This is a genomic window from Acidovorax sp. BLS4, assembly GCF_032929295.1.
GTDB lineage: Bacteria > Pseudomonadota > Gammaproteobacteria > Burkholderiales > Burkholderiaceae_C > Paracidovorax.
In genome coordinates this window covers 5259550-5272500 of the sequence record NZ_CP136797.1, presented here as the reverse complement: position 1 = coordinate 5272500, position 12951 = coordinate 5259550, and the positions used below count along the sequence as shown (strand labels likewise).

Sequence of the window (12951 nt, the reverse complement as noted above, 5' to 3'; positions counted from 1 at the left end):
AGCGTTCTGTAAGCCTGTGAAGGTGTCTGGTAACGGATGCTGGAGGTATCAGAAGTGCGAATGCTGACATGAGTAGCGTTAAAGGGGGTGAAAAGCCCCCTCGCCGTAAGCGCAAGGTTTTCTACGCAACGTTCATCGGCGTAGAGTGAGTCGGCCCCTAAGGCGAGGCAGAGATGCGTAGCTGATGGGAAACAGGTCAATATTCCTGTACCGATGTGTAGTGCGATGTGGGGACGGAGAAGGTTAGCTCAGCCAACTGTTGGATATGTTGGTTCAAGCCTGTAGTCGTGCCTGGTAGGCAAATCCGCCAGGCTTAGATGAGGGGTGATAACGAGTCTGCTTGCAGACGAAGTGAGTGATACCCTGCTTCCAGGAAAAGCCACTAAGCTTCAGCTACACACGACCGTACCGCAAACCGACACTGGTGCGCGAGATGAGTATTCTAAGGCGCTTGAGAGAACTCAGGAGAAGGAACTCGGCAAATTGATACCGTAACTTCGGGAGAAGGTATGCCCCAAGTAGGTGAACCTGTACAAGGCGAGCCCAAAGGGGTTGCAAAAAATCGGTGGCTGCGACTGTTTAATAAAAACACAGCACTCTGCAAACACGAAAGTGGACGTATAGGGTGTGACGCCTGCCCGGTGCTGGAAGATTAAATGATGGGGTGCAAGCTCTTGATTGAAGTCCCAGTAAACGGCGGCCGTAACTATAACGGTCCTAAGGTAGCGAAATTCCTTGTCGGGTAAGTTCCGACCTGCACGAATGGCGTAACGATGGCCACACTGTCTCCTCCTGAGACTCAGCGAAGTTGAAATGTTTGTGATGATGCAATCTCCCCGCGGAAAGACGGAAAGACCCCATGAACCTTTACTGTAGCTTTGTATTGGACTTTGAACAGATCTGTGTAGGATAGGTGGGAGGCTTTGAAGTGAGGACGCTAGTTCTCATGGAGCCAACGTTGAAATACCACCCTGGTGTGTTTGAGGTTCTAACCTAGGTCCCTTATCGGGATCGGGGACAGTGCATGGTAGGCAGTTTGACTGGGGCGGTCTCCTCCCAAAGCGTAACGGAGGAGTTCGAAGGTACGCTAGGTACGGTCGGACATCGTGCTAATAGTGCAATGGCATAAGCGTGCTTAACTGCGAGACTGACAAGTCGAGCAGATGCGAAAGCAGGACATAGTGATCCGGTGGTTCTGTATGGAAGGGCCATCGCTCAACGGATAAAAGGTACTCTGGGGATAACAGGCTGATACCGCCCAAGAGTTCATATCGACGGCGGTGTTTGGCACCTCGATGTCGGCTCATCTCATCCTGGGGCTGTAGCCGGTCCCAAGGGTATGGCTGTTCGCCATTTAAAGAGGTACGTGAGCTGGGTTTAAAACGTCGTGAGACAGTTTGGTCCCTATCTTCCGTGGGCGCTGCAGATTTGAGGAAGCCTGCTCCTAGTACGAGAGGACCGGAGTGGACACACCTCTGGTGTATCGGTTGTCACGCCAGTGGCATTGCCGAGTAGCTAAGTGTGGAAGAGATAACCGCTGAAAGCATCTAAGCGGGAAACTCGTTTCAAGATGAGATCTGCCGGGGCCTTGAGCCCCCTAAAGAGTCGTTCAAGACCAGGACGTTGATAGGTCAGGTGTGGAAGCGCAGTAATGCGTTAAGCTAACTGATACTAATTGCTCGTGCGGCTTGACCCTATAACTTTGATCACCATTTGATCAAGTTGTTATGCCAAGTGACGCAGTCAAAATACAAGCTGATTCCAAACTCTATGAATTCGCCGCCTTGATCACATCAAGGTGGCTCCAAGTTATGCCTGATGACCATAGCAAGTTGGTACCACTCCTTCCCATCCCGAACAGGACAGTGAAACGACTTTGCGCCGATGATAGTGCGGGTTCCCGTGTGAAAGTAGGTCATCGTCAGGCTCTTACAGCCCAAACCGCCCCGACATCCAACGATGTCGGGGCGTTTTGCTTTGGGGAAGCGCTCCGCCAGCGCCTGCAAGAGCGCCATGTAGTGCTCCCCCATCCGCTCCATCGTCCCAGAATCGAACAGCTCCGAGGCGTAGAGGAACGAGGCCTCGACCTGGCCCGCACCGGTCTCGCAGGTCTGCAGCGTCAGTTCGAACTGGGCTGCTTCCTCGTCGAAATCCAGCCGCTCGACGGCGACACCCGGCCATCCGGCCAACGAGCGATGGTCCCGTCGGAGGTGGTTGAACATGACCTGGAACAGCGGGCTGGTGCTGAGGCTGCGTTCAGGCCGCAGGGCCGCCACCAGATGCTCGAAAGGCAGATCCTGGTGAGCTTGGGCGCCGATGGCGGCATCGCGCGTCTGCTCCAGCAGCGCCGCCCCCTCCGTGCGGCCGTCCAGCCGGGCCCTCAGGACCTGGGTGTTGACGAAAAATCCCACCAGCCCCGCCGTTTCCGCCCGGTTGCGACTGGCCACCGGAACACCCACCCGGATGTCTGTCTGCCCCGTATGCCGCTGCAGCAGCGCGAAGAACCCACTGAGCAGCGCCATGAACAAGGTGGCACCCCGGGCTTGCGCAGCCCGGCGCAACGCCAGCACGAGTGCCTCAGGCAACGCCATACGGTGCTGGGCTGCGCGGTAGCGGCCATCGCTGCGTCGGGGGCGGTCGGTGTGCAGGGAAAGCGCCGGTTGCTCTTCCCCCAGCTGCGCGCGCCACCAGGCCAACTGGCGCTCGCTCTCGCCACCGGCCAGCCACTGCGCCTGCCAGGCGGCATAGTCCGCGTACTGGATGGGCAATGCAGCCCATTCAGGCTCGTGGCCCTGCACGCGCGCGGCGTACTGCAGGGCCAGCTCGTCGAGGATGACCTGCACCGACCAGCCGTCCGAAATGATGTGGTGCATCACCACCACCAGTTCATATGCCTGCGCATCCGTTTGAAGGAGCAGCACCCGCATCAGCGGTCCCTTCCCAAGATCGAATGGCGCGCAGCGCAGTGCCTGCACGGCCGGGCTGCGCTGCGCCTCCAGTGCCTCGGGCGACAGGCCACGCAGGTCCAGGCAGGGCAGTTCGATGGACTCAGGGGCCCGCACGCAGGGCTCGGCGTTGCCATCGGCCTTTTCCAGGAACACCGTGCGCAGCGATTCGTGGCGTGCCACCAAGGCCTGCAGGCTGGCGGCGAGGGCTTGGCGATCCAGGGCGCCGCTCAGGCGAAGGCCACCGCTCACGTGATAGGCGGTGCTGGCGGGATCGAGCCGCCAAAGAAACCACATCCGCTGCTGCGCCGCCGACAGGACGGCTTTCCCCGGTTCACTGCGCACACCGATGGCATGCGGGGATGCCAACGCAGCCGCGTCCATCTGGGCGGCACCACGCAGCCGTTGCTGCAGTTGCGCGCGCTGCGCAGGCGTGAGGCCCGCGCGGCGGGCGGAAAGGTCTTGGGTTTCGAGCATGGGAGGTCTTGGCAACAGAGGTCAGGCAGCGGCGGCAGCCGCACTGCGTTCGATCTCATCGATCAGGCGTGCTTCCACGAGCTGGGCCAGGGCGCCCAGCGTGGGCGCCTTGAAGAATGCGGCAGGGTGCAGTTCCACGGCGTAGGCCTTGCGGACCCTGGCGAGGAGCTGGATGGCCAGGAGGGAATCGCCCCCCAGCTCGAACAGGTTGTCGTGCACGCCGACGCTGCTCATGCCCAGCATGTCCTGCCAGACCTCGGCCAGGGCCAACTCCAGGTCTCCATCCGGCGCCACGTAGGGCGTTGGCAGCACTGGACGCGGATGCCGGCTGCGACCGGCGGCAGGAACGGGCGTTGTCTCCAGCAGTTCCAGCATGCCGTTGTCGATGTCGCCGAGGCGCTGCGCCAGATTGGTGGTGGAGATCACCACCTGGGCGTGTGCCGGGCCGTTGACGATGCGCTCCAGGGCTTGCGCGCCTTCCGGGCCGTCCATGCCCACCCCGGGGGGCAGGACCAGGCCGGCAGCCATACCCAAGTCTCGCCAGGCATCCCAGTTGACCGAGACCACCGGACAGCGTGACGTGCGCTGCTCCAGCGCGGCCACCGCGTCCAGGTAGGCGTTGGCTGCGGCATAGTCGCTCATGCCCAATCCGCCCGCCATGCTGGAGATGGAAGAGCACAGCAGCACGAAATCCAGCGGCTCACCACGCACGGCGGCCAGCAGGGCCTGGGTGCCACGCAGCTTGGGTGCAAACACCTCGCGGGCCTCCGCCGCGCTGCGCTGGCCGATCATGCCGCTGTTGGCATGGCCGGCCGCATGGATGACACCGTTCAGGGCGCCGAATCGCTGGCGCGCCTGCGCCACGGCCGCCTGCATCTGCAAGGGGTCGGACACGTCGGCGGACAGGGTCAGCACGTCGCCACCCAAAGTTTTCAGCTCCATCAGCTGCACCATTTTTTGGCGCAGCGCCGGTGGCTGGGCAGGGTCCGCCGCCAGGGCGTCCCACCGGTCGGGCGCGGGCATCGCAGTCCGCCCCAGCAGGACCAGGCGGGCTTGCCAATGCTCGGCCAGATGCCTTGCCACCGCCAGGCCCACACCGCCCAGTCCCCCGGTGATGAGATAGACCCCTTGCGGGCGAAGGCGAGCGGTGCCGCGTGCGCCCGGGGGCATCTCCGGACGCGGTAGTGGCTCGTACGCGAGGCGCCAGACCTTGCGCCCGCGATAGACCCGCAGGGGGTCTTCCCGGCGGTGCTGCGCATCGGCTGCCAGTTGCCGGATCAGCCAGGCCGTGCCGTCGATGCTGGAGGGAAGAATCACGTCCGTCGCACGGCAATCGATGTGGGGATATTCCTGCCCGATCACCTTGCACAGCGCGACCAGCATGGCTTTTTCAGGGCACAGGGGATCGAGGCCCGAGACATCGGCCATCTGGTTGGCGACCACCCGCAGGGCCAGCGGCTGCTCGCGCCCCAGTGCCGAATCCTGCAGCGCCTGGACGAAGGCGAGCAGGCTGAAATAGCCCCGCTCCAGGGCCGCATCGGTTGCAGGAACGGCGGTGTCCAGTGCCCAAAGATGGTGAACTTCCACCACTGGTCCATGTGCCGCCTGCACGCGCGCCAGCAGCTGCGCGAGATCGGCCCGGTGGCCGGGCCGCACGACATGGTGCAGCGGACCGATGGGGTGGCTGGCCGCACCGGCCTGCACCCACACCACGGCGTGCCCTGGTGCGGAGCGCTGCTGCAGCGCCTGCAGCAGGCTTTCACAGAAATCACTGCGGTCACCGAACACCAGCGTGCATGCGCCAGCGCGGGCTTCGGCCACTACGGCCTCGGCAGGGGGAATGGACTTCCAGTCAGGCACATAGAACGCCTCGCCAGCCAGAGATGGAGCGATCGCCGAAGGCGAAGACAGCCCTGCCACCGGAGCATCCACCCAGTAGCGGCGGCGCTGGAACGCATAGCCCGGCAGTGGCAGGCGCCGCCGCTGGCCCATGGGATGGCAGGCTGCCCAGTCGATCGCCACGCCCGCGCTCCAGAGGCTGGCCAGGGCTTGCGCCATCTGCCGTTCGTTGTGCACCTGCTGCTGCGGGTGGGCCTGGCTGGGCCAGATCCCGGCCGCCGTATGCGCCAGCGGGTGCTGGCGTGCCAGGCCGGACAGTGTTTCGCCGGGGCCGACCTCCAGCAGCACACGGCCCGGGGTACGGAGAATGACCTCCAGTCCGTCGGCGAAGCGCACGGTGCCACGCAGGTGCCGGGCCCAGTAGGTCGGGTCGGTCGCCTGCTCCGCCGTGATCGGCCGGCCGGTGACATTGGATAGAAAGGCGATTTTCGGGGCATGGCGTGGCACGGCGCCCACCGCCTTTTGCAAGGCCAGGGCAATGCCTTCAGTCATCGCGGAATGCGATGCCACCTCGACGTGAAGGCGGCGCGGCATGAGCTGGCGGGCGAGCAGGGCCTGCTCAGCCGCCTCCACGGCCTTCACAGGCCCGGCGAGAACGCACAGCTGGGTGCCATTGACTGCCGCGATGTCGCAGCCCGCCGCCACGAAAGACGCGAGTTCCGACTCGGGCAGCGCGATGGCTGTCATGGCCCCGGCCGGCATCGATTGCATGAGCCGGCCGCGCAGCGCGACGAGGCGCAGCGCATCGTCCAGGGAAAACACGCCGGCCAGGCACGCGGCCACGTACTCGCCCAAGCTGTGGCCCAGCAGCAGGGTGGGCTGCACGCCGCGCGACATCCAGAGGCGGGCAAGCGCGTATTCGACGACAAACAGGGCGGGCTGCGTGAACTCGATGCGTGCGAGCTGGGCGTCGGCCCGTGCCTCCTGGCCTGGTGGGGGGTAAAGCAAGGCCAGCAGGTCCAGCCCTTCGGCCTGTCTCAGGGTCTCGCAGCACCGATCGACCGTTTCGCGGAACACGGGCTCGCTGCGGTACAGGGCCAATCCCATGTTGGCATGCTGCGTGCCGCCACCTGGCAGCAGAAAAGCCACCTCGGGCGGCACTTCGGGCGCGCGGGCCGGATGCCCCAACACCCCTTCGGCCGCCCGAAGTTCCCGCGCTGCCGAAGTGGCGCCGTCGCTGGCGATGGCGGCCCGAAGGGGCAATGTGCGGCGCCCTGTCTGCAGGGTGAAAGCCACGTCGGCCAGGGATGTATCAGCGTGCGCATCGAGGTGCTCGCCCAGGGCCTGCGCGGCCTGCCGCAGCGCTGCGGGGCTTTGCGCCGACAGCGGCAGGACCTGCCACCCCGATGGTGCGCCGGAACGGACCGGCAGCGCAGGTGCCTCTTCCAGCACGACGTGCACGTTGGTACCGCCGATGCCAAATGAGCTCACGCCAGCGCGGCGGGGCACACCCGCCCGAGGCCAGGGCCGTGCAGTTGCATTGACATAGAAAGGGCTGCTGGAGAAATCGATCGAAGGGTTGGGCTGCTCGAAATGCAGGCTGGGGGGAAGGGTCTGGTGCTTGAGCGCCAGCACCGCACGGATCAAGCCCGCCACGCCTGCGGCGGCGTCCAGGTGGCCGATGTGGCTCTTGGCCGACCCCAGGGCGCAAAAGCCTTTGCGCTCGGTATCGGCACGGAAGGCCTGGGTCAGCGCGGCCACCTCGATCGGGTCGCCGAGCACCGTACCGGTGCCGTGGGCCTCCACATAGCCCACGGTATCGGCCGCCACCCCCGCGATCAGTTGTGCAGCGCGGATCACCTCGGCCTGCCCGTGAACACTGGGTGCGGTGAATCCGACCTTGTCCGAACCGTCGTTGTTCATGGCGGAGCCCTTGATAACCGCGTGCACGGTGTCGCCATCGCGCAGTGCATCCTCCAGCCGCTTGAGCGCCACGATGCCGCAGCCGCTGCCGATCACCGTGCCGGCGGCGCGCGCATCGAAAGCGCGGCAGTGCCCGTCGGGCGAGAGAATCGCGCCGGCCTGGTAGCGGTAGCCGTCTTCCTGCAGCAGGTTGAGCCACACCCCGCCCGCCAGGGCCATGTCGCAGTCATGGCCGAGCAGCGCCTGGCACGCGGTGTGCACGGCCACGAGCGAGGTGGAGCACGCGGTCTGCACCGTCACGGCGGGCCCGCGAAGATCGAGTTTGTAGGCCACGCGCGTGCACAGCGAACTGCCCGCATTGGCGCTGAGCAGCCCCAGCAATTCGGCAATGCCGGTGTCCTTGCCAAGGCCGAAGGCAGGCAGCAGGTGCCGGATCAGGTACAGGTGCGGCCCCTCACCGGCATACACGCCCACTTTGCCCGGCCAACGCTGGACATCGCAACCCGCGTGCTCCAGCGCGGTCCATGCGCACTCCAGGAAGACGCGTTGCTGGGGGTCGAGTTGTTCGGCCTCGCGCGGCGTGTAGCCGAAGAGTCCGGCATCGAACTGGTCGGCGCCCCTGAAAGGCACGCCGGCCTTGACGTAGTCGGGGTCGTCCAGCAGCGACTGCGGCACGCCGCGCTGGCGCAGCGCTTCGTCGCTGAAGTGCGTCACCGCTTCGGTTCCCGTCCGGATCTGGTGCCAGAAGGCTTCCACGTCGTCGGCGCCGGGAAAACGTCCGGCCATGCCGACAATGGCGATCTCGATGCCGGTCCATTCCGGCGGGGTGTTGGTATGCGGCATCAGTTCACTCTTTCTGCGGATTGACGGCGCTGAAGCAGTGCCGCACGCTGGCGCAAGGCGCGTTGATCGGCCTGCTCGGCTCCGGCGGCGGCCTCTGCGCCTTGATGGATTCGTCGGGCCAGGGCCTCGACCGTGGGGTACTGGAAAAGCTGGACCAGGGGCAAACTGATCTGGCAGCGCGACTGGAGCAGCCGGTGCACACGCACCAGCAACAAGGAATGGCCGCCGATGTCAAAGAAATGGTCATTGCGCCCTACGCGCTCCACCCCCAGCACCTCGGCCCAGATCTGCGCCAGCGCCCCTTCGATCTCCACGCTGCACGGACCGGTCTGGCCGCCTCATCGGCAGTCAAACTCTACCGCGCTGGTCTGGTCTGAAACATACAAGCCGCGCCAGCCGTCGTCGCTCGATCAGCCCCGGGTGCGCGGGTACAGGGGGTAGGCCGGGTCGGTGTAGCCCGGGGTGGACGGGTGGCCCGGGGCCACCAGCTCGTTCACCAGCGCTTCGTCCTGCGCGGTGATCTCCACGCCCAGCGCGGGCGCGTAGTCCTGCCACTGCGCCAGGGTGCGCGGGCCGGCGATCACGGCGCTCACCGCGCGGTGCGCCAGCACCCAGGCCGTGGCGAACTGGGCCAGCGTCACGCCGCGTTCCTCGGCATGTTGTTTCAACTGCTGCGCGATCTGCAGCGATTCCTCGCGGAACTCGGTCTCGGCCATGCGCTTGTCGCCGCGTGCCGCGCGCGTGCCCTCGGCGGGCGGCTGGCCCGGCAGGTACTTGCCGGTGAGCACGCCGCGCGCGATCGGGCTGTAGGGCACCACGCCCACGCCGTGGTGCGCGCAGGCCGGCAGGATCTCGACCTCGGGCATGCGGTTGAGCAGGTTGTAGTACGGCTGGCAGACCACGGGCCCGGGCAGGCCCATGCGCGCCGCCAGGTGCACCAGCTCCGTGATGCGCCAGGCGCGGAAGTTGGACACGCCCCAGTAGCGGATCTTGCCGGCGCGCAGCAGCGCATCGATGGCGAACAACGGCTCCTGCAGGTCCATGTCGTTGATGTCGCGGTGCAGGTACAGGATGTCCACGTGGTCGGTCTGCAGCCGGGCCAGGCTGGCATCCACCTCGCGCAGCATCCAGGTGCGGGAATACTGCGATTCGTTCACCCGGTCGGACATCTTGTTGCCCAGCTTGGTCGCCAGCACCCAGTCGTGGCGCTGGCCCTTGAGCAACCCGCCCAGCATCGTTTCCGACGCACCCCGGGTGTACACGTCGGCCGTGTCGATGAAGTTCACGCCGCGCTCGCGCGCGTCGGCCACGATGGCCGCGGCCTCGTCGCGCCCCGTCTGGTCGCCGAACATCATGGTGCCCAGGCACAGGGCGGAGACTTGCAGGTTGCTGCGGCCAAGGCGGCGGTATTGCATGGCAAGGACCTTTCGGTGAAAAGAAAAAGAGGGAGAGGAAGCGAACCCGGCGGGCGCGCGCGGCAGGTCAGTAGTGCGGCGGCAGTTCGTCGCGCAGGCTGCGCACGGCCGCACCGCCGCCCTCGGGGATCTGCTGGCGCAGCTGGGACACCTCGGCGATGAGCCGGTCGATCTGCTGCTGTTGCCGGTAGATGGTGAGGTTGAGCTGGTCGAGCAGGTCTTCGGCGAAGCTGGCCTTGATCTCCAGCTCGTTCAGGCGCTGTTCGTTGGGATGGGTGTCGGGCATGCCGCTATTGGAACCCAAACCACGCTTCACCCGCCGCCGGTGCCTGGCGACGCCCCCAGCACCCGTGCCACCAGCTGTCGGGCGGGGGTCGGCAGCGCGTCCAGTTCCCGCACGCACAGCACCAGCGAGCGCACGGCCCACGCATCGTCCAGGGCCACGGCCCGCACGCCGGCCGAACGGCCGCAGCGCTGCACCACGGCGCGCGGCACCACGGCCAGGCCCACGCCCTGCCCCACCATGCGGCAGACCGCCTCGAAGCTGCCAAGGCGGATGCGGTAGCGCGGGCGGGTGCCCAGCCGGCGGGCATGGCCTGCGAGGTGGTCGTCCAGCGCGCTGCCGGCCGACAGGCCCACCAGTTCCCAGTCCAGCACCTCGGCGAATGCGATGCGGCGGCGCACCGCCAGCGCATGGCCGCGCGGCACCACCAGCACCAGCGGGTCCGCCCCCAGCACGAAGGCCTGCAAGCCCGCGGCATCGACCGAATCGGCCAGCACGCCGATCTCGCACACGCCGTGGCGCAAGGCGTCCACGATCTCGTGGCTGGGGCGCTCCAGCAGGTCCACCGACATGCCGGGATGGTCGTGCAGGAAACCCGCCAGCCGGTCGGGCAGCCAGTCGCTCAGCGCGGCGCTGTTGCACATCAGGCGCACGTGGCCGCGCAGGCCCGAGGCATGGTCGCCCAAGTCCCCCTGCATGCGCTCGATCTGCTGCAGCACGATCAACGCGTGCTGCAGCAAGGTCCGCCCGGCGGGGGTGGGCGACACACCGCGCCGCGTTCGCAGCAGCAGCGGCACGCCCAGCGCGGATTCCATGCCGCGGATGCGCTCGCTGGCCGACGCCAGCGTGATGCAGCTGGCCGCCGCGCCGGCGGTGATGGTGCCCGCCTCCAGCACGTTGGCGAACAGTCGCAGATCGGTCAGATCGAAAGCCATGGGCGCCAAGGTAGCACGCCCTGCCTATGGCCTCGCCTGAGACAGGCTGCGCCGAATCCCGATTGCCGCGCCGACGGGCGCCTCCAACAATCCACGGCATGACCGCACCGCTCACCCCCGCCGCCTTCCTCGCGGCCACGGCCGTCTTCCTGCTCGCCGGGTGCGTCAAGGGCGTGGTGGGCCTGGGACTGCCGACCGTCGCGATGGCGCTGCTGGCCCTGGTCATGCCCCCCGCCCAGGCGGCGGCCTTGCTGGTGGTGCCTTCGCTCGTGACCAATCTGCTGCAGCTGCGGCCCCTGTCCGGTCTGGGGCCGATGGTGCGCCGGCTGGGCGGCATGCAGCTGGGCGTGTGCGCGGGCACGCTCGCGGGGGCGGCGTGGATCGGCGCGCCCGCCGGCCAGGGGGCGGCGGTGGCGCTGGGCACCGTGCTGGTCCTGTACGCCGCCTGGGGCCTGCGCGGCGCCCCGCCGCAGGTACCGGCGCGCGCCGAACGTTGGCTGGGGCCGGCCGTGGGCGTGGCAACGGGCCTGGTCACGGCCGCCACCGGCGTGTTCGTGGTGCCGGCGGTGCCCTACCTGCAGTCACTGGGCCTGGCGCGGGACGAGCTCGTGCAGGCCATGGGCCTGTCGTTCACCGTCTCCACCCTGGTGCTGGGCGCCGGGCTGGCGGCCAACGGGGCCTACCCGGGCGCGGCGGCCCTGTCGTCCATGGTGCTGCTGGTGCCCGCCGTCATCGGCATGGCGGCCGGCCAGTGGCTGCGGGGGCGCCTGTCGCCGGCACGGTTCAAGGCCTGCTTTTTCATCGGCCTGGGGCTGTTGGGTCTCTACATGGCCGTGCGCGGGCTGGTGTCCTTGCAGGCCTGACCGGTGCGGCCATGAAAAAAGGGCGCCATGGCGCCCTCGGGGGTGGTCAGGGCAGCGCCAGCGGGCGCCGCGCCGGTCCGCAGCCGGCCGGTCAGGCGCGCACTGCCTGGCCCAGCCGCGCCACGCCCTCGCGGATCTTGTCCACATCGGCCGTGGCGAACGACAGGCGCAGCGTGGCGTGGTCGGGCTGCGCGCAGAAGAACGGCGTGCCGGGCACGAAGGCCACACCCTGCTCGATGGCCTTCTTGGCCAGCACGTTGCCGTCGGCCACCTGGCCGCGCGCGCCGGTGAGGCGCGCCCAGACGAACAGCCCCCCCTGCGGCTGCACGAACGCGATGGCGTCGCCCAGTTCCTTGCGCAGCGCATCGCCCATGGCCTGGGCGCGCTCGGCATACACCGCGCGCACCTTGGCCAGCGTGGCGGGCATGCGGCCGGCCTTGAGGTACTGCGCGGCTGTGGCCTGCGCGAAGGTGCTGGTGTGCGCATCGCTGAACTGCTTGCACATGGTGGCCTTGGCCAGCAGCTCGGCCGGCGCGATGAGCCAGCCCACGCGCAGGCCGGGGCTCAGCACCTTGCTCAGGCTGCCGCAGTGCACCAGCAGGTCGCGGCTGCCGGGCACGTCGGCCGACAGCGCCAGCAGGCTGGGCGGCGGCGCCTCGCCGAAGTACAGGTCGCCGTAGGGGTCGTCCTCGACGATCAGCGTCTGGTGGCGGGCGGCCATCTCCAGCACCTTTCGGCGGCGCTCCAGGCTCAGCAGCGCGCCGCTCGGGTTTCCGAAGGTGGGGATGAGGTAGACGAACTTGGGGCGGTGCTCGGCGATGAGCTTTTCCAGCGCGTCGGTGTCCACGCCTTCGCCATCGACCGGCGCGCTGATCAGCTCGGCGCCATAGAGGCGAAAGCACTGGATGGTGGCCAGGAAGGTCGGGCCTTCCACGATCACCTTGTCGCCGGGGCTGATGAGCGTCTTGCCCAGCAGGTCCAGCGCCTGCTGGCTGCCGGTGGTGACGATGAGGTTGTCGGTCGCCACGTCCCTGGCGCCCTTGCTGACCATGAAGGCGGCCAGTTGCTCGCGCAGGGGGTTGTAGCCCTCGGTGGCGCCGTACTGCAGGGCCGCGCCCGGCTCCTCGGCCAGGGCCTTATTGGAGGCCTCGCGGATGCCGTCCACATCGAACATCGCGCTGTCCGGAAATCCCCCGGCAAAGCTGATGATGCCGGGCTTGCCCAGCAGCTTGAAAAGCTCGCGGATGGCGGAGGTCTCTACGTTGTTCAGTCGGTCGGCGAATTGCAGGGGCATGGTCGGGGTCTCACTTTCTGGATGCGATTGTCGCCAAATCGGCGTGGCGTTTTCCTGCGTGTGGTGCCAGTGCACGCGGCTGGCGCGCTGGGGCCGCGGCGTGCCGCCCCGGCCCCGGTGGCGAAATGCTGCGC

The 12951-nt window shown here is 67.1% G+C and carries 7 protein-coding genes, 2 rRNA genes and 1 pseudogene (1 of these 10 only partly in view); 3 read left to right on the top strand and 7 right to left on the bottom strand.

The annotated features are described in order from the left end of the window. Together R1Z03_RS24135 and rrf are read left to right on the top strand one after the other, a co-directional pair. Window positions 1-1696, top strand: a 23S ribosomal RNA gene (locus R1Z03_RS24135); it begins 1182 nt to the left of the window's first position. Window positions 1697-1814: 118 nt separating this feature from the next. Beyond that, window positions 1815-1927, top strand: a 5S ribosomal RNA gene (gene rrf / locus R1Z03_RS24130). 73 nt (window positions 1928-2000) lie between these two features. On the opposite strand, the pseudogene R1Z03_RS24125 reads toward rrf, so the two are convergent. The 6 genes and pseudogenes from R1Z03_RS24125 to R1Z03_RS24100 all read right to left on the bottom strand — a co-directional run. Then, window positions 2001-3329 (bottom strand): annotated as a pseudogene (locus tag R1Z03_RS24125) (condensation domain-containing protein); the annotation flags it as partial. Between the two features lie 114 nt (window positions 3330-3443). Then, window positions 3444-8027, bottom strand: a complete 4584-nt coding sequence (locus tag R1Z03_RS24120) for an SDR family NAD(P)-dependent oxidoreductase (RefSeq protein ID WP_317355957.1) — start codon at window positions 8025-8027, stop codon at window positions 3444-3446. After that, window positions 8027-8293 (bottom strand): phosphopantetheine-binding protein, encoded by a 267-nt coding sequence (locus tag R1Z03_RS24115; protein ID WP_317360476.1) that lies wholly within the window; start codon window positions 8291-8293, stop codon window positions 8027-8029. The genes R1Z03_RS24120 and R1Z03_RS24115 overlap by 1 nt, the downstream gene beginning before the upstream one ends. A gap of 144 nt (window positions 8294-8437) precedes the next feature. Beyond that, window positions 8438-9442, bottom strand: a complete 1005-nt coding sequence (locus R1Z03_RS24110; protein WP_317355956.1) for an aldo/keto reductase — start codon at window positions 9440-9442, stop codon at window positions 8438-8440. A gap of 67 nt (window positions 9443-9509) precedes the next feature. Continuing rightward, window positions 9510-9728 (bottom strand): SlyX family protein, encoded by a 219-nt coding sequence (locus R1Z03_RS24105; protein WP_272564107.1) that lies wholly within the window; start codon window positions 9726-9728, stop codon window positions 9510-9512. Window positions 9729-9754: 26 nt separating this feature from the next. After that, window positions 9755-10660 (bottom strand): LysR substrate-binding domain-containing protein, encoded by a 906-nt coding sequence (locus R1Z03_RS24100; RefSeq protein ID WP_317355955.1) that lies wholly within the window; start codon window positions 10658-10660, stop codon window positions 9755-9757. 98 nt (window positions 10661-10758) lie between these two features. On the opposite strand from R1Z03_RS24100, the gene R1Z03_RS24095 reads away from it, so the two are divergent. Continuing rightward, window positions 10759-11523 (top strand): sulfite exporter TauE/SafE family protein, encoded by a 765-nt coding sequence (locus R1Z03_RS24095; protein WP_317355954.1) that lies wholly within the window; start codon window positions 10759-10761, stop codon window positions 11521-11523. Between the two features lie 91 nt (window positions 11524-11614). Here R1Z03_RS24095 and R1Z03_RS24090 read toward each other — a convergent pair whose 3' ends face one another. Further along, a complete protein-coding gene (locus R1Z03_RS24090) occupies window positions 11615-12811 on the bottom strand; it encodes a PLP-dependent aminotransferase family protein (protein WP_284429566.1) in 1197 nt (398 codons plus the stop codon). Window positions 12812-12951: the final 140 nt, after the last annotated feature.